Origin of the sequence: Haloarcula sebkhae, assembly GCF_014647415.1 — an archaeon.
Classification (GTDB): domain Archaea; phylum Halobacteriota; class Halobacteria; order Halobacteriales; family Haloarculaceae; genus Haloarcula; species Haloarcula sebkhae.
This window is the reverse complement of the sequence record NZ_BMPD01000003.1, coordinates 413,066-432,830: the sequence shown is the minus strand read 5'-3', so window position 1 is coordinate 432,830 and position 19,765 is coordinate 413,066. Positions and strand designations below refer to the sequence as shown.

At 62.8% G+C, this 19,765-nt stretch carries 23 protein-coding genes; 8 read left to right on the top strand and 15 right to left on the bottom strand.

The genetic code is table 11. The annotated features are described in order from the left end of the window. Positions 1-93: 93 nt before the first annotated feature. The gene (locus tag IEY38_RS11965; protein ID WP_229775282.1) at positions 94-507 is read right to left on the bottom strand and encodes an SRPBCC family protein; all 414 of its coding nucleotides are present in this window, start codon (positions 505-507) and stop codon (positions 94-96) included. 193 nt (positions 508-700) lie between these two features. Between IEY38_RS11965 and IEY38_RS11960 the strand changes: the two genes are divergently transcribed. From IEY38_RS11960 to IEY38_RS11950, 3 genes are all read left to right on the top strand, one after another. After that, positions 701-1,336, top strand: a complete 636-nt coding sequence (locus tag IEY38_RS11960; protein WP_188978052.1) for a helix-turn-helix domain-containing protein — start codon at positions 701-703, stop codon at positions 1,334-1,336. Positions 1,337-1,383: 47 nt separating this feature from the next. Continuing rightward, positions 1,384-1,947 carry an NUDIX hydrolase gene (locus IEY38_RS11955; protein WP_188978050.1) on the top strand — a complete coding sequence of 188 codons (564 nt, stop codon included), beginning with the start codon at positions 1,384-1,386 and terminating at the stop codon, positions 1,945-1,947. Positions 1,948-2,040: 93 nt separating this feature from the next. Beyond that, positions 2,041-2,739, top strand: a complete 699-nt coding sequence (locus tag IEY38_RS11950; RefSeq protein ID WP_188978048.1) for an SDR family NAD(P)-dependent oxidoreductase — start codon at positions 2,041-2,043, stop codon at positions 2,737-2,739. Positions 2,740-2,748: 9 nt separating this feature from the next. On the opposite strand, the gene IEY38_RS11945 is transcribed toward IEY38_RS11950, so the two are convergent. The 3 genes from IEY38_RS11945 to IEY38_RS11935 form a co-directional block, all read right to left on the bottom strand. Continuing rightward, the gene (locus tag IEY38_RS11945; RefSeq protein WP_188978046.1) at positions 2,749-4,488 is read right to left on the bottom strand and encodes a histidine kinase N-terminal 7TM domain-containing protein; all 1,740 of its coding nucleotides are present in this window, start codon (positions 4,486-4,488) and stop codon (positions 2,749-2,751) included. Positions 4,489-4,530: 42 nt separating this feature from the next. After that, positions 4,531-4,851 (bottom strand): hypothetical protein, encoded by a 321-nt coding sequence (locus IEY38_RS11940; protein ID WP_188978044.1) that lies wholly within the window; start codon positions 4,849-4,851, stop codon positions 4,531-4,533. A 128-nt stretch (positions 4,852-4,979) separates the two neighbouring features. Continuing rightward, entirely contained in the window at positions 4,980-5,144 is a 165-nt protein-coding gene (locus IEY38_RS11935; protein ID WP_188978041.1) for a hypothetical protein, read from the bottom strand. A 112-nt stretch (positions 5,145-5,256) separates the two neighbouring features. Between IEY38_RS11935 and IEY38_RS11930 the strand changes: the two genes are divergently transcribed. Together IEY38_RS11930 and IEY38_RS11925 are read left to right on the top strand one after the other, a co-directional pair. After that, positions 5,257-6,234: a MogA/MoaB family molybdenum cofactor biosynthesis protein gene (locus tag IEY38_RS11930; RefSeq protein ID WP_188978039.1), complete on the top strand. Its 978-nt coding sequence runs from the start codon at positions 5,257-5,259 to the stop codon at positions 6,232-6,234. 206 nt (positions 6,235-6,440) lie between these two features. After that, on the top strand, positions 6,441-7,406 hold the full coding sequence (locus IEY38_RS11925) for a WD40/YVTN/BNR-like repeat-containing protein (protein WP_188978037.1): 966 nt from the start codon (positions 6,441-6,443) through the stop codon (positions 7,404-7,406). 104 nt (positions 7,407-7,510) lie between these two features. Here the strand turns inward: IEY38_RS11925 and IEY38_RS11920 are convergent, their stop codons facing one another. Beyond that, positions 7,511-8,020, bottom strand: coding sequence for a hypothetical protein (locus IEY38_RS11920; RefSeq protein WP_188978035.1), 510 nt, complete (start codon positions 8,018-8,020; stop codon positions 7,511-7,513). A gap of 253 nt (positions 8,021-8,273) precedes the next feature. On the opposite strand from IEY38_RS11920, the gene IEY38_RS11915 reads away from it, so the two are divergent. Together IEY38_RS11915 and IEY38_RS11910 are read left to right on the top strand one after the other, a co-directional pair. Then, the gene (locus IEY38_RS11915; RefSeq protein ID WP_188978033.1) at positions 8,274-9,098 is read left to right on the top strand and encodes an aldo/keto reductase; all 825 of its coding nucleotides are present in this window, start codon (positions 8,274-8,276) and stop codon (positions 9,096-9,098) included. 76 nt (positions 9,099-9,174) lie between these two features. Further along, the gene (locus IEY38_RS11910; RefSeq protein ID WP_188978031.1) at positions 9,175-9,849 is read left to right on the top strand and encodes an MBL fold metallo-hydrolase; all 675 of its coding nucleotides are present in this window, start codon (positions 9,175-9,177) and stop codon (positions 9,847-9,849) included. Between the two features lie 27 nt (positions 9,850-9,876). Here the strand turns inward: IEY38_RS11910 and IEY38_RS11905 are convergent, their stop codons facing one another. The 6 genes from IEY38_RS11905 to IEY38_RS11880 all read right to left on the bottom strand — a co-directional run bounded on the left by IEY38_RS11905 (position 9,877) and on the right by IEY38_RS11880 (position 13,997). Beyond that, the gene (locus IEY38_RS11905; protein ID WP_188978029.1) at positions 9,877-10,188 is read right to left on the bottom strand and encodes a DUF7126 family protein; all 312 of its coding nucleotides are present in this window, start codon (positions 10,186-10,188) and stop codon (positions 9,877-9,879) included. Further along, a complete protein-coding gene (gene guaA, locus IEY38_RS11900) occupies positions 10,185-11,102 on the bottom strand; it encodes a glutamine-hydrolyzing GMP synthase (protein ID WP_005535811.1) in 918 nt (305 codons plus the stop codon). Before guaA ends, IEY38_RS11905 begins: the two co-directional genes overlap by 4 nt. Further along, positions 11,102-12,763 (bottom strand): CTP synthase, encoded by a 1,662-nt coding sequence (locus IEY38_RS11895; RefSeq protein WP_188978028.1) that lies wholly within the window; start codon positions 12,761-12,763, stop codon positions 11,102-11,104. Before IEY38_RS11895 ends, guaA begins: the two co-directional genes overlap by 1 nt. Before the next feature lie 77 nt (positions 12,764-12,840). Further along, on the bottom strand, positions 12,841-13,032 hold the full coding sequence (locus IEY38_RS11890; protein WP_188978027.1) for a hypothetical protein: 192 nt from the start codon (positions 13,030-13,032) through the stop codon (positions 12,841-12,843). Positions 13,033-13,098: 66 nt separating this feature from the next. Next, a complete protein-coding gene (locus IEY38_RS11885; RefSeq protein ID WP_170098345.1) occupies positions 13,099-13,272 on the bottom strand; it encodes a hypothetical protein in 174 nt (57 codons plus the stop codon). Between the two features lie 131 nt (positions 13,273-13,403). Continuing rightward, the gene (locus IEY38_RS11880) at positions 13,404-13,997 is read right to left on the bottom strand and encodes an alpha/beta hydrolase (protein WP_188978026.1); all 594 of its coding nucleotides are present in this window, start codon (positions 13,995-13,997) and stop codon (positions 13,404-13,406) included. A gap of 60 nt (positions 13,998-14,057) precedes the next feature. Here IEY38_RS11880 and IEY38_RS11875 point away from each other — a divergent pair, with 60 nt between their 5' ends. Next, positions 14,058-14,897, top strand: coding sequence for a PspA/IM30 family protein (locus IEY38_RS11875; protein WP_188978025.1), 840 nt, complete (start codon positions 14,058-14,060; stop codon positions 14,895-14,897). Between the two features lie 51 nt (positions 14,898-14,948). Here the strand turns inward: IEY38_RS11875 and IEY38_RS11870 are convergent, their stop codons facing one another. The 4 genes from IEY38_RS11870 to IEY38_RS11855 form a co-directional block, all read right to left on the bottom strand. Next, entirely contained in the window at positions 14,949-15,851 is a 903-nt protein-coding gene (locus IEY38_RS11870) for a diacylglycerol/lipid kinase family protein (protein ID WP_188978024.1), read from the bottom strand. A 48-nt stretch (positions 15,852-15,899) separates the two neighbouring features. Continuing rightward, positions 15,900-16,940, bottom strand: a complete 1,041-nt coding sequence (locus IEY38_RS11865) for a hypothetical protein (protein WP_188978022.1) — start codon at positions 16,938-16,940, stop codon at positions 15,900-15,902. 94 nt (positions 16,941-17,034) lie between these two features. Beyond that, entirely contained in the window at positions 17,035-18,963 is a 1,929-nt protein-coding gene (thrS, locus tag IEY38_RS11860) for a threonine--tRNA ligase (protein ID WP_188978020.1), read from the bottom strand. A gap of 58 nt (positions 18,964-19,021) precedes the next feature. Further along, a complete protein-coding gene (locus IEY38_RS11855) occupies positions 19,022-19,588 on the bottom strand; it encodes an HTH domain-containing protein (protein ID WP_188978018.1) in 567 nt (188 codons plus the stop codon). Between the last annotated feature and the right edge of the window lie 177 nt (positions 19,589-19,765).

Sequence of the window (19,765 nt, the reverse complement as noted above, 5' to 3'; positions counted from 1 at the left end):
GCGTCCCTCGGTCCTCTCCCGAAGATGTTCGGGTTACTATACACACCGGATAGCAGAGAGTCGATCTCCGAACAACCGCTATCACACGTCCCGCTACGACACCTGTTCGACGAGCCAGTCGAACTGCTTGTTCAGTTCCTTCTTACGCTGTCGCGAGATCACGGTCGAATCGATCATCTCGCCGAGCACCGGGAGATCGAGTGCGCTGTATTCCGTCGTCGCCGTGACTTCGGTCCCGCCGTCGACGGCTTCGACCGTGTACTCGGTCATCATCGACTCGAAGATGCCCTGGCGCTGCTCGTACCGCAACACGGCGTCGGTCTCGACGATTTCGAGGTCCAGTTCGATCTCGAACAGTCCGACGCGGTTCGTGATACCGAGGTCGTCCCCGTTGAGCGTCACCTCGTCGAACCCTGCCGCGCGCATGAACGGTGCCACGTCCGTTATCAGGGCGGTGACCGTCTCCGGGTCAGCCGGGACCATCCGAGTCAGCGAGACGCGTTCCATACCGGACGGCCAGCGGCCGGCGGAATAAGCGTTCGCCATACCCGGAGATGTTCGGCTTTCTGGTTTTGTCCGGCCTGATTTCGTGTTGACAGCGCGGGGCACTACCCCCCAAGTTTCTTATTCCCATCGCAACTGTACGAACATGTTCGGGACCACGGTCGCGGAGGTCGGACGAATATATTCGGATACACCAATGCCACACGCTGAACTCACGCTCACGATTCCGGATGAAATCTGGATCGGCGACATCTCGCGGGCGTACGACGACGCGACGTTTCGCATCCTGTCTGCGCTCCCAGGCGAGGACTCCGGTGTCGGGTTAGCGGAGATCACATCGGACGACCTCCCAGCGGTTCTCCGTGATATCGAAAATCGCGAGTCGGTCACGACTATTGAGATACTCTCTCACCGGGACGACAGCGCGCTGGTGCAGTTCGAGACCTCGATGCCGCTCCTGCTCTTCCCGGTTCAGGGCTCTGGCGTCCCGCTTGAAATGCCGTTTACGCTGTCCAACGGCGAGGCCGTCTGGGAGATATCGGCACCACAGGAGCGGCTCTCCGAACTCGGCGAGCAACTGGAGGAGTTCGGTATCGCCTTTAGCGTCGATCGCATCCAGCAACACCTCGAAACCGAGCAGGTACTCACCGAGAGCCAACTGGAACTGGTACAGGAGGCCATCGACGCGGGTTACTACGACACACCGCGGGAATGCTCGCTGACGGAACTGGCGGACCGCGTCGGTATCGCGAAGTCGACCTGCAGTGAAACCCTCCACCGCGCGGAGGAGCAGATCCTGAAACAGTTCGTCTCGGACCACCAGGCGCGGTGACGGGAAGTCGAAGCGCGTAATACGCGCCTCTGTGAGAGGTACGACATATGAGTTCCGACGCGGTCGACGAGACGCACGAAAACGCCCGACAGGAGGTCATCGCGGTGGACGCCGACGACAACGAGGAGGGGCTGGTCAATCGGCTCGATGCCCACACTGGCGATGGGGTTCGCCACCGCGCGTTCACTGCCCTGCTGTTTGACGAGGACGGCCGGATCCTGCTCGCCCAGCGCGCAGCGAACAAACGCCTCTGGGATACCCACTGGGACGGGACCGTCGCCTCCCACCCCGTCGAAGGCCAGACACAGGTCGAGGCCACCGAGGAACGGCTCGAAGAGGAACTGGGCATCGATCCCTCGCAGTACCAGAACCTCCGCGTGACCGACCGGTTCGAGTACAAGCGCTACTACGAGAACGCCGGCCTCGAATGGGAAGTCTGTGCGGTCCTCCAAGCCACGCTCCACGACACCTCGCTGGAACCGAACCCCGAGGAGGTCGACGGCCTCATGTGGGTCCCCTACGAGCGACTCCGGGAAAATCCCGAGTACTACCGCCAGCTCCGCCTCTGTCCCTGGTTCGAGATCGCGATGCGCCGGGACGAAGAACGGTAACGCCGACGGTCACTATCCCACTCGGGCGGCAGGCGTCGCAGTGACACCGCCTCCGACCCGTTTCCTTTTCGGCCCCGCCGCCTAACCCCGGGTATGGACGTTCCGCTGTACGACTCCCTCGACGGCCAGGTCGTGCTCGTCACCGGAGCCACGCGGGGCATCGGGAAGGCAATCGCCGACGGGCTGGTCGACCTCGACGCGACGGTGTACGCCGGCGCTCGTGATACTGCCGACATCGAGGGGACGGACCGCCACGCTATCGAACTCGACGTGACCGACGACGACGGGATGGTCGCCGCGGTCGACCGCATCGAGCGCGAGCAGGGCCGGCTCGACGTGCTGGTCAACAACGCCGGCGTGATGGACTCCCGAGAGCCGCTCGACGAGATGCCGACCGACGTCATCGACCACACCCTCGACACGAACCTCCGGGGAGCGGTCCTCATGACGAAGTACGCCCTCCCGTTGTTGCTGGCTGAGGAGGGCGGCCGCGTCGTCACCATGTCCTCCGGGCTGGGCGCTATCACCGAGAGCCAGTCAGGCGGCACGCCGGCCTACCGCATCTCGAAGACCGGCGTCAACGGGCTGACGAAGTACCTCGACGGCGAGTACGGGGCCGACGGCCTCGTCGCCAACTCGGTGTGTCCGGGCTACGTCCAGACAGACATGACGGAGGGGAGCGCCCCCCGGACGCCCGAGGAGGGGGCCGAGACGCCGGTGTGGCTCGCTCGCTTCCGACCCGACGCGCCGAGCGGGCGGTTCTGGCGCGACAGATCTGAAATCGAGTGGTAGCTACCGGGATCAATCAGCGTTCTCGCTGTGGGCCAATGCTGGCTCGTCCGTCGCGTGGGCTGGCTCAGCCGCCGGCAGTTGCAACTCAACAGTCGTTCCCGGCTCGTCCGTATTGGGGAACGACATTCGGCCGCCGAGGTTTCGGACGATCCAGTTGACGAGCCAGAGTCCGACGCCGGAACCGTGTTTGAGCGGCGTTTCAGTCCCCGAGCGGATGACCTCGCGCTCGTGGTCGGTGATACCGGGACCGTTGTCGTGAACGGCCACACGGACGCCGGGCGTTCCGTCGGCTCGTGTCGCCGTAATCTCGACCACAACTGGGCTCTCGTCGGTCGCTTGATGTTCGACAGCGTTCTCGACCAGTTCCTCCAGCGCGATGAGGACCGACGGACCACCCCGGATCCAGATATCGTCCTCACAGGTGAGCGTGATCGCCACGTCAGGGCGGCGATCCCGAGCATCGCTCACGACCGATTCTAGCAGCTGCTGAAGCGCTGTCGGGCTGTGCTGCTCGGTCTCCAGGGCCTCGGTGACTCGGCCGATCTTGTTACTGCGGTCGACGATTTCGTCGACTGTACTCATAATGCGGTCGAGTCGCTCGCGTTCGTCGGCGTCGGCCGTGTCCCGGAGCAGGTCCGCGTTCCCTTTGACGACGTTCATCTCGTTCCGGATATCGTGACGGAGCAAGCGGTTGAGCACGTCCAGTCGCTGTTCGCGCTGTCGACGGTCCGTGATATCCCGGAGGCTGATGAGGTGGCCCGAGACAACGCCGTACGCACGGTACAGCGGTATCACGCGCACGTCGTAGTACCGGACGCCGCCGTCACGTTCGAGGGCCATCTCAGTCTGCGTTCGTTCACCGGGGCCGGGGACCGTCTCCGCGAGTGTCGGAGATGTCTGCGGGAGCGAGCGGCCCAGAACCGCGTTCTGGTCACCGTCAAACAGCGCCGTTGCGGTCGCGTTGATATCGACGATGCGGCGCTCGTCGTCGACGATGATGACCATATCATCCATTTCGGTGAAGATCGCTTCCCGGCCCAGTTCCCGGGTCACCGGTGCCACGTCGAGCAGCTGCCCGCGGAGGATGGCGACTGAGAGGACGGCCCCCGACGCGACGTACCCGAGACTCGTCGGGTTGAACGGAGTCGGTACCGCACCGAGCACGAACAGCGTCTGGACGACCGTCGGGACGGCGATGGCGAGCAACAATGCGACCCCCTGGCCCTGAAACACCTGGTTCGACCGGAACAGCATCCGCAACAGGAGGACACCGCCGGCGAGAATCAACAGCAGTATGTAGGACACGTGCCCCCAGTACATGACTTCGTACGCGGGAGCGAGGGCTACCGACGATGCAGAGACGGATTGTGTCCCGTGGCCGGACCAGATGAGTTCGTGGGCGTGATTCGACCACACGAGCGTGACAAACACCGCCGGTTCGAATAGTAACAGGGCTGTTCGGCGTTGCGTGAGCCAGTGTGGGTGTCCCGTGTACTCGATAACCGTCACGAGCCACGCGACAGGGATGATCACCGAGAGCGTCAACTGCACTTGGACGAGTCGCTCCATGGTGGAGAGGCCCGGTACAGCGAGTTCGATACCGTACGCCACGGCCCAGAGGCTCGCCGCGACAACAAACACTGCCAGCGGTCCCGCGCCCGGCCGGTCCCGGTGGAGCCACACCAGAAAAGCGACGCCCATACCGACGACACCCGACAATAAAACGACAGTAAGTGGCGACAGGACCATTCAGTAGCGTAGTAATGGCGTCCCTGATATAACTATTCTCGGTCACTTCGACTGCGAACGAACCGCAGACCACACGGCGAGGGCACCAAGTACGAACGCCGGAACGAGCGGGAGCGTGAGATAGGCGTCCCGGAGCGTGAGACCGAAGCTACTGATAACGCTCTGGGCGGACGGCAAGAGCAAAATCGCGCCAGGAACGAAGAGGAACGCCACGCCGATCATTCCAACCAGAATCCAGCCGCTCGTTCCGAACTCGGGACCGTCGGCAGCTTCCGTGCCTGTCTCGCTGTCCGTACGAGGGGTGTCTGCGGACTGTGGCTCCGTGTCAGGACGGTGGACGTAGCCGGACTCGTCATCAGCCATCGACACGCCCCCCGTCGCGCCCGCTCGGATGGTGCGTCACGATGGGACGACCTTCAGTAATACCGACGGAACAACGTGGCTGCATATCTCGGAGTCAGGCAAGCGAGCGCAAAACGCTAACGGTCCCGCTACTGCGATAGACCGGGGGCTTTCTGGCGTGAGATGTCACGCAGGCTCATCCGATGGCCGCTGTTGGAAGCGTGTGCGTCCCGCTGTCCCTCTGCGACTGACGAGTCTTCGTACAGTCCCTCAAACGCACACTCGTGGCAGACGACGTGGTATCTCCCATTCATACATTTTTGTTCTTCTTGCCATATTTTAATACTGTCGGTTTCAGATATTATACAGGTTGCGGTTACGCAAACGGTCATCAGGGTATTTATCCACCGCAACCGATGGGATAGTATGGTGGATTTCCAGTCCCGTGACACACGCCGAGGTCCGACTGACGGGGAAGACGACGAGACAGACGAAGGCGAGACGGGGGACGACGAGGAATCCGCGGCAGTCGATACCGACTCCGAGGCCACCACTTCAGAGCCAACCGAAGCAGCGGACACAGCACCGGAAAACGACGATAGAGCAGCAAGTGAGGGTGACAGAACGGAGACTTCTGCGGCGGATGATACTGCGGAGGGCAGTGAGGGACACACATCAGAGTCCGAAACCGACGACTCCGTCGCACAAAGAATCGACGAGGCGACGAACCAAAGTACAGACAGCCAGCCAGCGGATGAAACACAGAACACTGGGGGAGTTGATAAGGCGACACAGGAGTCTGATGAGGCCCCACATCAGGACCCTCTCTCTGAGCCACAGGCACCGACCGAACCGGCGGATACACCGCAGGAAGCAGCGGTTCAGACAACGGATGAAACGACAGCAGAGACAGTCGCGCAGGACGACATGTCGCAAGAACAGTCGGTTGCCGCCGCCGTCGTCACGGTCGGGACGGCGACGGAGGAAGGAGACCCGACGGGCGAGGCGGTGGAGACAGCACTCGAAGCGACCGGCCAGACGGTCACGGCTCGCGAACGGCTTCGAGGGGACTACGACGGCATTCAGGAGGCCGTCGACAGACTGGTCGGGCGTGACGACGTGGAGGTCGTCGTCACCGCGGGCGGTCTCGGTGTTGCTCCGACGGAGCAGACTCTCGAAGCGGTCCACCCGCTGTTCGAGAAAGCCCTGCCGGGATTCGAGGAGGTGTACCGGGGCCTCCTTTTCGAACAACAGGGGGCCGGTGTTATCACCGTCCGCGCAACGGCTGGTATCGCCGACGGGACGCCGGTGTTCTGCCTGCCCGCGGACCCGGCGGCGGCCCGTGTCGCTATCGACGAGATCATTACGGCGGAAGCCCCGTCCCTCGTCGCTGAACTGTCCTGACCCACAGCCGGCGGATTCGTGTTATCAGTCTTGTGTCCGTTTACCCGATTAACGTGATATTTTGCCGGTTCGTTCCGGGCCGCCAATTTTTCTACAGCCAGCGGGCTATTCTCCCGAATATCGGTCGTTTAAACGGTTAAATCGCCGTAAAAGGTCGTTAACTGCGTCCCCCATTGAAGTGGAGGCAGTCCACAGGCTCGGGTGTCATGTCCGATCGCAACGCGACACGACGCGGCGTACTCAAGGGTATCGGCGCGACAGCTGCAGCCGCACTGGGTGGAACGGCCCTCTCCGGGACAGTTGCGGCGGCCGATCCCTGGGAGTCCGTCGAGTCTCCGACCGGGAACACCCTCCACGACGTCGAATACACGGCCGCCGGTGCGTACGCGGTGGCGGGTGGCGGTATCGTCCTCGAACGAACCAGCACGGGCTGGCAGAAGGTCATCGGCGGCGGTCCGACCGGCAACGGAAACAGCCTCTACGGGGCCGACGTGACCGACGACGGCAAGGCCCTCTGGTTCGTCGGCGCGTCTGGCGCTATCGGCGAGTACGACGTTGAGTCGGGCGTGCTCACCGACCACAGCGCCCCGATGGACGTCACCAACAACTTCAACGACGTGTCCGTGACCGGCACCGCCGGCGAAGCAAACGTCTACGTCGCCGGCGACTCCGGGAAGATGTACTACAGCTTCGAGAACGGCGCGAGCGAGACGTGGGACTACACCACGCCCGGGTCCGGGTCAGCCATCAACGCCGTCGACTTCCACGGCGTCCGCTCGGGCCACATCGTCGACGGGAACAAGAGCGTCTTCGTCACTGATGACGGCGCGACGTGGAACAAGATCGGCCTCGCCGACGCCAACGTCAACTTCTACGGCGTCGACTCCGACGGCCCGGACGACGTGTGGGTCTCCGGCGGTGGCGGCATGATATTCCACTGGAACGGCTCCGAGTGGACACCGACCGACACTGGCGACGCTGGCCTGCGCGACATCGAGGTCACCGACGACGACAGCACCGGCTACACGGTCGGTGGTGGCGGCAAGGTGTACGCCCTCGGCGGTGGCGACTGGACTCAGGAGGAGACGCCTGCCGGCGAGAACCTGAAGGCCGTCGTCCGCGGCGGCACCGACATCGCGGTCGGTTCGGGCGGAACGATCCTAGAGAAGTAGGCACCGCCACAGGTCCCTGGCTGCTCGTGCCTGCGTCGAAAAACGCCCTGTTGGCGTTTTGACAGTATGGCGGGCCTGATTGCTATCCGTTTATTTGAGGCGATTCACTCCCGCTGACGTTCGCACTCCGCAGCCCCATCCGCGGGGAGCCGCGCGTCCCGATACGTTCCCTGATGAAACGTCTCGGCCAGCCAGATTTTGTGTCCGTATTCGTTTCCGAGCCGCGCCGTCCCGGTCGAGACGAACTGCCGGGTCGAGGACTGTGAATGGAGGTTGACGTGGCACTCCTCTAGCTCCCAGTAATCGTCCCCCGATGTCGTCCGGTCTCCCTGTTTGCGGAGATAGACGTGCGTTATGTTCGGCAGGCAAATCGTCATCCGGTCGAGCTGGTCAGCCGCGGTTCGCGGGTCCTTCCCGCCGTAGAAGTTCGCGTACTGTCCGAAGGAGTAGGTCACGACGCTCCCTTCCTCCCAGTCGTCGAAGTTTTCCACATTGAGGGCGAACTCGCGGCCGCCGACCGTGCCACAGACGCCGAGGTACACGTGATCGTCGGTTCCCTCGTGTCTGCCGGACCCGGTCGTCAACGAGACGAAGACACCGGCCAGTTCACTCATCTGTGACGCCTCCCCTCCCGGGCTGTTCGTCCGCCGATACGGACCGCCGTCGTGGATACTGTTGGTTCATTGCCTCTCTCCTGTCTCCAGCGAGACATTGCAGCTAGATCGGAAGTGCGCTTAATACCTAGAAATTGTTCATGACATACATCGACGGCTCCCGCCAGTAGCCGCGACATACCCCTGAACTCTCACCCACGCCGAGTCGTCAGAGTGACACCGACGTTTTACCGGTGTGACGCAAACGGAGAATATGGACGAGATTCAGATCCAGGGAACGTCGGTCCCCGCACTCGGCCTGGGAACGTGGCAGCTCACTGGCCAAACCTGCCGTGAGACTGTCGAGACGGCTCTGGAGATGGGCTATCGGCACATCGACACCGCACAGGCCTACGGCAACGAGCGGCAGGTCGGGCTGGGGATGGACGCCGCCGCGGTCGACCGCGAGGATGTGTTCCTGACGACGAAACTCGACGGGTCCAACCGCGACGAGCGTAGTGTCCGGCGGTCGACGCGGGAGAGCCTGAACAAACTGGGAACGGACTATCTGAACCTCCTACTCATCCACTGGCCCAACACCCCGTGGATGGCGTCGCTGTCGGAGACGCTCGGGGCGATGAACGACCTCGTCGAAGAGGGGCTGGTCCGCCACATCGGCGTCAGCAACTTCTCACCGGCGCTGCTGGACGAGGCACGGGACATCTCGTCAGCTCCGATCTTCACTGACCAAGTGCAGTACCACCCCTACTGGGACCAGCGGAAACTACTGGACTACTGTCGCATTCACGACGTGCTCCTGACCGCCTACAGCCCGCTGGCCCGCGGCGGCGTCCTCGACGACCCCGCGCTCGTCCAGATCGGAAACAAGTACGGGAAGTCCTCGGCGCAGGTCGCGCTCCGGTGGGTCCTCCAGCAGGACGGCGTGGCCGCGATTCCGAAGGCGTCCAGCCGCGAGCATCTGGAAGCGAACATGGCCGTCTTCGATTTCGAGCTAACGGACGCTGAGATGGAACGGATTCGAGATCCGTCGAAGGTCAAAACCGGCGTGCAGTTCGTCCGGTCGCAGTTACCGTTCTGAGTGTCACGGCCGACCGGAGCTGTGGCCACACAACGTCGTGACCAAGGGTTTAGGAATCGCCGTTCCAATCCCGGGTATGGTCGCGGCGCTCTCCGATGATATCTGGTGGTACGATCTCACGGGCGTCAACGCGACGCTCGTCGACGACGACGGCGCGCTCACGCTCGTGGACACAGGGCTACCCTGGCACGGCAACGGACTCATCGCCGGCCTGAGCGATGCCGGCTACGAACTCCGGGATCTTGACCGAATCCTCCTTACGCACTTCGATCTCGACCACGTCGGCGGACTGACGGCCTTCGACGGTATCGACGTGACCGTCTATGTCGGGGAGCGGGACGCACCGCTGGTCACCGGTGAGCAAGCGCCGCCGCTGGGCAATCACAAGGGTGCGTTCCAGCGACTTGTCTCACCGTTCGTCGACACACCGGACAACGACGTTGTCCCCCTGGCCGACGGCGATACCGTCGGCAGTTTCACGGCCTATCACACCCCCGGCCACACGCCGGGCCACGTCTGCTACGTCAGCGAGGAACTGTCGCTGGGACTGCTGGGCGATATCGTCCGTGAGGACGGCGGCCGCTTCGAGCCCTCGCCATGGCTTATGAGTTACGACACTGACGCCGTCACCCGGAGTATCAGTGAGTTCGTCGAGCGTGCGCCCGACTTCGAGGTCGCGGTCCCGGGCCACGGCGTTCCCTTCGAAAAAAACGGCTCGGAGCGTCTGGACCGCCTCGCGGCGACGGTGTGAACAAGCGCCGGAAGACGCGGGACTGCGCTACAGTTCCTCGGCGACCGCGTCGGAACCGAGTAGGCCCGGGTCGACGACGAGGTCCGTCTGTCGGCTGGCGAAGTCGGGCAGGGAGCCCTCTGCGTAGACGACGACCCGGAGGTCGGGGTTGAGGTCCTTGGCGACAGCGATCGAGGTGGCCTGTGACATCTCGGTCAGCAGGTACACGTCCGCTTCGTGGATGCCGGCCTCCTCCAGCCCGGGGCGGTTGCCCACGTCAGCGACCGTTACAGTGTGTTCTTCGGCTTCGAGCGCGTCCGTGAGTCCGTTGGGGTCCGAGCCGACGAGAACGACGTTCATTCGTACTCGATGGTCGCCGGCGGTTTGTGGGTCACGTCGTAGACGACGCGGGCGACGTTCTCGTGCGCCCCGGTGATGCGCGACTGCATGCGCTGGAGCGTGTCCCAGTCGAGTTCTTGTGCACGGGCGGTCATGCCGTCCCGGCTCTCGACGGAGCGAACGGCGACGACCCAGCCGTGGACGCGGTTATCGCCTTTGACGCCTGTGGCCTTGCCGATGACGGCGGCCAGCGCCTGCCACGGCTCGTACTCCTCCAGTTCCTCCTCGACGACGTGGTTGGCCTCGCGGGCCACCTCCAGTTTCTCCTCGGTGACCTCGCCGATGATACGGACGGCGAGTCCCGGACCGGGGAACGGCATCCGCTCGGAGATGATCTCTTCGAGGTCGAGCGCGCGGGCGACCTCGCGGACCTCGTCCTTGTAGAGGTCCCGCATCGGCTCGACGATCCCGTCGAAGTCGATCCGCTCGGGGAGGCCGCCGACGTTGTGGTGAGACTTGATCGTCCCCTCGCTCTCGATGCGGTCCGGGTAGATAGTCCCCTGCACGAGGTAGTCGGCGTCGACCTCGCGGGCGACTGTCTCGAACTCCCGGATGAACTGCTCGCCGATGATGTGGCGCTTCTCCTCGGGGTCGGTCTCGCCTTCGAGTTCGTCGAGGAAGCGGTCCTGTGCTTCGACGATACGCAGCGAGTCCATGTAATCGAACGTCTCACGGATCTCGTCGGTCTCGCCTTTCCGCATCAGCCCGGTGTCGACGTAGACGGCGGTGAGCTGGTCGCCGATAGCCTCGTAGGCCAGCGCGGCGGCCGTCGAAGAGTCGACACCGCCGGAAAGTCCAATAACGGCGTGCTTGTCTCCAATTTCCTCCGCAATCTCGGCTTTCGCCTCCTCGATGAACTCGTCGACGTTCACCATCAGTGGCTCACCTCCTCAGTCGTCACAGTGTGGGGATCGTCGCCGAGGACCGCTTCGAGCAGTCCAACGAAGGGCGGGCTAGCGCGGGTCGGTCGGGAACGGAACTCAGGGTGGAACTGCGTCCCGATGAAGTAGGGGTGGTCCTCGGGTCCGAGTTCGAGTATCTCCATACGGTTCCCGGCGCGGCCGGAGAACTTCAGCCCGGCGGCTTCGAGGTCGTCGATGTACTCGGGGTTGACCTCGTACCGGTGGCGGTGCCGTTCCGTGCAGGACTCGCCGCCGTACAGCGTTGCGGCGAGCGTGTTCGCGTCGATTTCGGTCTCGTGGGCACCCAGCCGCATCGTCCCGCCCATGTCCTCGATTTCGTACTGCTCGGGGAGGATGTCGATGACGGGGTGTGGCGTGTCTTCGTCCAGTTCCGCCGAGTGGGCGTCGTCCAGATCCAGTACGTTGCGGGCATACTCGACGACAGCCATCTGGAAGCCGAGACACAGGCCGAGGAACGGAACGTCGTTCTCGCGGGCGTACCGAATCGCCTCGATTTTACCCTCCGTGCCCCGTGCGCCGAAGCCACCTGGCACGACGATGGCATCGGCCTCGCGCATCCGGTCGGCGTGGTGGTCGCTCATCTTCTCCGAGTTGACCCATCGGACGTTCACGTCGACGTTTTTCTCAAGGCCGGCGTGTTTCAGCGCCTCGTGGACGGACATATAGGCGTCTTCGAGGTCGTACTTACCGACGAGTGCGACCTCGACCTCGCCTTCGGTGTTCTGGGTGACGAGGTCGCGCCAACGGTTCTCCCGTTCGTCTTCCGGCAGCGCTTCCGAGGCGATGTCGAGTTCCTCCATCACGTACTGATCAAGGCCTTCCTCCTCGACCATCAGCGGGACGTGATAGATGTCGTCGACATCCGGGTTCGAGAAGACTGCTTCCGTCGGCACGTCACAGAACAGCGCGATTTTCTCTTTCGTGTCGATGTCGAGTTTGTCCGAACAACGGCCGACGAGAATGTCTGGCTGGAGACCGATAGAGCGCAGTTCCTTCACGGAATGTTGGGTCGGCTTGGTCTTCTGCTCGCCGTTTTTCGAGTAGGGGACGAGCGTGACGTGGGTAAAGAGAATATCATCCTCGTCCTCCTCGTGGGCGAACTGCCGGAGCGCTTCGAGATATGGCATCCCCTCGATGTCCCCGACTGTGCCACCGACTTCGATGATACAGACGTCGTTGCCCTCGGCGGCCTCGCGGATGCGGCGCTTGATGTCATCGGTGATGTGCGGGATGATCTGGACCGTGCGACCGAGGTAGTCGCCGGATCGCTCCTTCTCGATGACGTGCTGGTAGGTCTTCCCCGTGGTGACGTTGTGGTCGAAGGTCATGTCGATGTCGAGGAACCGCTCGTAGTTCCCCAGGTCGAGGTCGACCTCCCCGCCGTCTTTGAGCACGTACACCTCGCCGTGCTGGAAGGGATTCATGGTACCGGCGTCGACGTTCAGATACGGGTCAATCTTGACCGCTGTAACGTCGAACCCGGCGTTTTTGAGTAATCTACCTGTGCTGGCGGCGGTGATGCCTTTCCCCAGGCCAGACATCACGCCACCGGTGACGAAGATGAACTTCCGACCCAGTTCCGGGTCGTAGTCCGTTTCGGGTTCGGTCGGCATACCGACGGTGAACCCCGCGTAGTCTAAACGGTTTCGGAGCGCGCACTGTTCGCCACCCCGTCGCAGTGTCAACGCGACTATAGTGACGGCTGCGTGAGGACGCGCCACGCAGCCACGAGAACAGCCAGCGACAGCGCCGAGAACAGCGCGTCACCGGGACTGGAGCCGATTACGATGAACAGCAGGTAGCCGGCGACGAACCCACACAGAAGCGAGACGACGCCGTGCCGTGTCGAGTGAGACACCGCCGTTCTGGTTCGCGTTGACATATATCATTATTTATTGGTATATAGTATAAATGTACCTTCGGTATCCCTGGGCGGGTTCGGCGACGGTCAGGACTTGAGCACGCCGGACCGGATGGCGAAGTACGTCCCGATGGCACCAGCCAAGGCGAGCACGAGTGCCCGGAGCAGCCCGCCCGCGACGAGTGCCGTCTGCATCAGTACTAACAGCGTCACCAGCGTGGCGACAAACGAGACGGCAGCGAACGCGAGCGGGCGATCCATACTTTGAGGTCGGGTCGACAGCGCCTCTGTCTTTCGACATTGTCCAGCATATGTGGCCTGAGCTATGCTTTCACTTGGTGCTGAACTAGCGGCAGCAATCGACTGCGGACCCTGAACAGTGGTCGCAGTAGCTACAGGTGGTCGCGGAGGAACGGCCCAACCGTCTCGCCGATACGACCGCTTTGGCCGACGAAATGGTGGTCAGCTGGCAGGCGTTCAACCGTCTGTCCCAGCTCGGTGGCCCGGTCGAGGACCGGTTCCCAGTCAACTGTCTCATCACGTTTCCCGACTACGACCTGTACCGGGCAGTCGATGGCGTCAAGCGCAGCGGTCGCATCGAGATGGTCCGTTACTCCGGCCGGTGGGGCAAGCACTGACAGGGCCGCGGGGTCGGCCGCAGTGTCGTGTTCAGCGGCTGCACAGAGCGCCACAGCCGCACCAAAACTGTAGCCAAACAGGCCGACTGCGTCGTACCGCTCGTCGGCCCACGCCAGCGCGTTCTCGGCGTCGGCCTGCTCGCCACGGCCCTCGTCCCATGGGCCGTAGTCGAAACGGAGACAGCCGATCTCGGGGTCCAGCGCGTCACTGACCGCTTTCAGGCGACTATCAGACCGAGAGCCACCGTACTGTGGATGTGGCGGGCACGCGACAACGACGGTATCCGATGCCGGCCGGTCGAGCGAAGCGGTGACATCTCGCCCGCCCGGTATCCCGATGGTAGTCATACGTGTTCACTCACCAGCCCTCTGTAAGAAATTTAAGGTTGGAGAGACCAATGCGCATACATGGGAATCCTCTCGCGCGCGTCGTACGTCATCCGCTCGAAGCTCAACGCCGTCCTGAACCGAGCGGAGGACCCGACAGAGACCCTCGACTACAGCTACGAGCAGTTGCGTGACGAACTGCAAGACGTCAAGCAGGGCATCGCGGACCTGACGACCCAGAAGAAGCGACTGGAAATTCAGAAACGCCGCCTCGAAGAGAACGTCGAGAAGCACAACGAACAGGCGCGCCAAGCCGTCGAGCAGGACCGCGAGGACCTCGCTCGGCAGGCGCTGGAGAAGAAAAAGCAGAAGATGAGCCAGATCGAGGATCTAGAAGGCCAGATACAGGACTTACAGAACCAGCAAGATCAGCTGGTCGAGCAGAAAGATGAACTCCAGAAACAGATCGAGCAGTTCCGGACGAAGAAGGAAACGATGAAGGCTCGCCACGAGGCCGCCAAGGCGTCGGCGCGCGTCAACGAGGCGATGACCGGCGCGGGCGACGAGATGCAGGACATCAACCAGGCCATCGAGCGCGCGGAGGAACGTACCGAGGACATGGAAGCCCGCTCGCAGGCGATGGATGAACTTCGCGAGGACGGCGTCCTCGAGAGTCAGGTATCGGACGAGAGTTCACTGGAGCGGGAGCTTGAGGAAGTCCGACAGAAAGGGTCTGTCGATGCCGAACTCGACACGCTGAAAGCCGAGATGGGGAAAGCCGAGGACGGCGACAGCGGATCGAGCGACGCGGACGTCTCCGAAACCGAACTGGAACAGGAACTTGCCGACGAAAGCACGCAGGTCGATGTCGACGAGAGCGAAGTCGAGTCGGAACTGGACGAACTGAAAGAGGACGAGTAGTAGGGCAGAAGATCGCTCGCAGGTTTTCTTGAAGCGGTACACCAGAACTCACTACTCAGGATTCGGCTCGTAGCCCGGCCCGACTCGCAGCGTCAGTGTGGTCTCACGCACCGACAGCGACAGCATCTCGTGCGTACTGAGTTCGCCGTCCCGGCTGAATGTGATTGCCTCGTCGTGACCGTCGACGGTAATCTCGTCCGCCCGAACGTGAGTCACCCCGTCGGTATCCAGCGCCAGCAGCCGCTGGCCGATAGCCTCCGCGACGAGATTTCCCGTGGGCATCTGTTCGACGATGGCCACGTCGAGCAGCCCGTCTTCCATGTTTGCCTGCCCACCCTCGGCGACAAACTTGCGGGCGTTGCCCACCAGCAGGCAGGTGGCCTCGCCGGACCAGGTGAACGGCCCGTCTTCGCCAACAGCCGCGATAGTGATGTCGAGCCCGTCGAAGCGAAGCGCCTCCTGTGCGCCGGTGAGCAGAAACGCCAGCGTACCGAACCGCTCCTTGAGGTCGCCCGGAGTCGAAACGCTGGCGTCTGCGGGGAGGCCAGCGATACAGGAGACCAGAAACGGTTCGTCGCCGGCGACACCCACGTCGACCGGCCGCGCCTCTCCGACATCAGCGATTTCGACGCCGTGTTCGATGTCCGTGACACCGATGTTCCCGGCCAGCAGGTTCGCCGTTCCAGCCGGAATAACACTCAGCGTCACCGAGTCGAGGTGGTCAGCGTCGTCGAGCCCGCGAACGACCTCGTTCACCGTCCCGTCGCCGCCACAGACGGCAACCTCAGATGCCTTGGCCCTGCCGGCTTCGCGGGCGAGTTCGACAGCGTCGCCGGCCGCCTCGGTTTGGTAAACCTCGAACCCACGTGCTTCCATCAGCCGCGGCACGTAGTCTGCGTGTTCGCCGTCGCCGCTGACGGGGTTGAGGATACACCGACGCGAGCCAATTTGCATAGTGTTAGCGAGTCCGGACCGGCACTTATACGGTGTGATGTGACGGCGTCACTCCCAGTCGACGTCGACACTCCGGTTCGTCTCGCGGAGGATGAACGGGCCGATTGCGAGCGTTCGCTTAGTTATGGTGACGATACGGAGGACGTACGATATCAGGACCGTGAACGGGAGCAAGGACCCTGTCGCCGTCACCGCGAGGAGCCACAATGCGTCGGAAACGCCGGCTGTGACGCCGACGAAATCCTGCACGTCGAGGAACAACAGCGAGGTGATTGCGACGGTAAGCGCCGGGATGGCGACGTACAGCAGCGTCCGGGAGAGGTCGGACAGTTCCCACTGGAAATACAGCGTCTTGAAGTGTTCCCGGGCCGGGCCGAACAGTTCGAGCGTCTCGACGAGTTCTGCAAGCGAGTCGTCAACCTCGTCAGTGAGTTCGTCGGCGTAGGCTTCCCGGATGCGGCGACCGGCGTACAGCTTCCAGGAGTAGTTGTAGTTCAGTGCGGCTTTGACGACATCGAACTCGCCGAAGGTCCCGCCGTCGAGCTGGTCGGTGACCCTGTCGGCGTTGCTCGTCACGTCCGCCAGATAGTTCGACAGTAACGCCGACAGGTCGTCATCGAGGGCCGCCTCCTCGGCGGCGTTCTGGGCATTCTCGGCCCGTTCGGCGGTCCCGCGGACCAGCGACCGGAGGAACGCTGAGGGCTCTGCCGGACTGACTGGCGTGTCGATGGCGTCGGCCACGTCGGCGCGGAACTGCATCGATCCGTCCATCCGCTCGCGCTGATCGCCCACCGCGCCGAGTTCCTGTGACAGGACGAGCTGATTCAGTGTCAGGACCAGGGTAACGGCGGTTATGGTCCCCGTAATCAGTGCCTGGAACAGCGTTTCGACCGGGTCGCCACGGGTCAGCAGCGTCATAGCCGGTGTGGGGTGCAAGTGTCCGGCTGCGAGAACCCCAAAAAATAGGACACCGGAGAGGAGGGCGGTAACGATCCAGCGGTCCGCATCGAGGAGGAACCAGAGGAGTCGCGTGTCCCCCGCAGCGCGCCCCCGCATGGTGTCGCGCGACTCACCGCTGTCAGTGGTCATACAGGTCGGCTCGCCCGCCGGGGTTAAAAGGACGTGCCCGACACATCCCGGGAGTCAGCACATCGGCAGCAAGGGTCGGCCGAGCGAACAGCAGCTATCGGCCGGCAAGGAACGTCACAGCGGTCCGCTGCTGTTCGACCTCAGTTTCGAGGTGGTCGCGGAACTCGGCGATGTCGATGTCTTTCTCTTCGCGTTCTTTTCGGTCCCTGACCGAGATAGTCCCGGCTTCCTCCTCGTTGTCACCGATGACACACATGTAGGGGACGCGGTCGTCGTGGGCCTGCTGGATCTTTTTGCCGACAGTCCAAGAACGGTCCTCGATGGTGACCCGGAAGTCGTTGAGTTCGTCCTGAATCTCCTCACAGTAGGCGATGTTGTCGTCGCTGACCGGCAGCAAGCGGATCTGCTCGGGGGCGAGCCACGGCGGGAACTTCCCGTTGTAGTGCTCGGTCAGCACCATGAAGAACCGCTCGTAGGAGCCATACAGCGCGCGGTGGATCATCACCGGGCGGTGTTCCTCGTTGTCCTCGCCGGTGTAGGAGAGGTCGAACCGCTCGGGCATGTTGAAGTCCAGTTGGACGGTCGGGCCGTCCCAGTGGCGGCCGAGCGCGTCCTCGAAGGCGAAGTCGATCTTCGGGCCGTAGAAGGCGCCGTCGCCCTCCTCAACGACGTAGTCGATGTCCTGCTCGTCGAGGACGGCTTCGAGCTGCGACTCGGCTTTCTCCCAGATCTCGTCGCCGCCGACGGACTTCTCGGGCCGGGTGGCGAACTGGACGGTGTAGTCGAGGTTGAACGTGTCGAGCGTGTCGAGGATGATGTCGACCGTCGCCAGCACTTCCTCCTCGATCTGGTCCGGGCGGACGAACAGGTGGCCGTCGTCGATAGTGAACGCCCACGTCCGGGAGAGGCCAGACAGTTCGCCGCGCTGCTCTTTGCGGTAGACCTTCCCGTCTTCGAAGTACCGTACCGGCAGGTCCCGGTAGCTCCAGGAGTTTTGCTCGAAGATAGTGGCGTGGCCCGGGCAGTTCATCGGCTTCAGGCCGTATTCCTCGCCGTTGACGTCGAGCAGGAACATGTCGTCGACGTAGTTCTCGTAGTGGCCCGACTTCTTCCACAGTTCAGTCCGGAAGACGTGGGGCGTCTCGACCTCGTCGTAGCCGGCGTCGCGGTTGAGGCCGGCGACGTAGTCCGACAGTTCGTTGAGGATCTTCTTGCCGTTGGGCTCGTAGAGCGGCAGGCCCGGCCCGGTCGTCTCGTCGATGGAGAACAGGTCCATCCCCTGGCCGATCTTGCGGTGGTCGCGCTCCTCGGCCTTGCGGCGCTGTTCGAGGAACTCGTCGAGCGCGTCCTCCGTCGGGAAAGCGGTCCCGTACACGCGGGTCAGCGTCTCGTTGTCCTCCTCGCCGCGCCAGAAGGCCGCGGAGATTTCGAGCAGTGCAAAGCCGCCGATTTCGCCGGTCGATTCGACGTGCGGCCCCTGACAGAGGTCCTCGAACTCGCCCTGCGTGTAGAAAGAGACTTCCTCGTCGTCCGCGGCCTCGGTTTCGAGGATGTCCTGTTTGAACTGATTGTCCTCGTAGCGTTCGAAGGCGTCGTCGCGGTCGACGAGTTCGCGTTCGATGTCGAGGTCCTCCTCAATGATCTCCTCGGCTTCGGCCTCGATGGCTTCGAGGTCGTCCTCATCGATGTCGACGCCGGTGATGTCGTAGTAAAACCCGTTGTCGGTCCACGGCCCGATTGTGAGCTTGGCATCGGGATAGAGACGCTGTAGGGCCTGCGCGAAGACGTGGGCGGCCGAGTGACGAAGCACGTCGAGATACTCGTCACTGCTCTCGGTGACGATTTCGAGCTTGACGTCTTCTGTCAACGGCGCGTGTTTGTCGACAAGGTCGCCGTTGACGACGCCGGCGACCGTGTCGTCACCTAGCCCTGGCCCGATTTCGTAGGCGACATCCTCGACCGTGCTGCCGCGTTCGACCTCTAGTGGGGTCCCGTCGGGCAGCGTGACCGTGACCGTACTCATACCCGAGGATACGACGGCGGCCGGGGATAAGTGTATTGAGACGCGGGCGACGCTGGCGTTACTCTGGTAACGGTGGGTCCGAATCCTCGTCGGCGGTGTCGGCCGCCGACAGCTCGGACTGGGCCGGCGGCCGTGCCGCGCTTGCCCGTTCCAGCGATGCGAACGTCGATTCTTCCTCGCCTTCGATCATGGTAAGCCGGTCCATGACAGTGACGGTCTCTCCATCGGTCGTGTGCGGCGTCACGCACCTGAGTTCCGACCCGCTGTACTCGGCTAATAGTTGGACCGGAAACACAAGTGCCCGGTACTGCTCTCCCGATATTTCGGAGTCAACCGACCGGACCTGAAATGCAGGTTCGAGTGAACATCCGTTGCGTTTTGCCCACTCCTGAAAGACGCTAACTCGGTTGAGTGCGAATAGCCCGAGTTCGGTCCGTGCCTCCGCTGGTGTGGACGGTATCTGCCGACCAATAACCTGAACAGAGACATCTGACAGAGCATCAGTGTCCGACAGCCCCTGAAGTCGATCGATGACCGCAGCCTGTTGCTGCGTGTGCCCGTCGGGCAGTAGTGAACGAACGTACAGTTCTGCCCGTGTCCCGTCTGGCTGCGTGCTCCCCTGCATCGTATAGAAATTAATAGGTAGCTACTGGCAAAAGTATTCCTGTTGACAAATAATGGTTAGAACAGTTATACACTGAACGACGGAAACTGAATCAAACGATTACACCGTCGGTTGGACAGTCACGGACCGTGTCAGTGTGATAGGGAGTACTATGTGGGCACAGTTCGCATGAGAAGC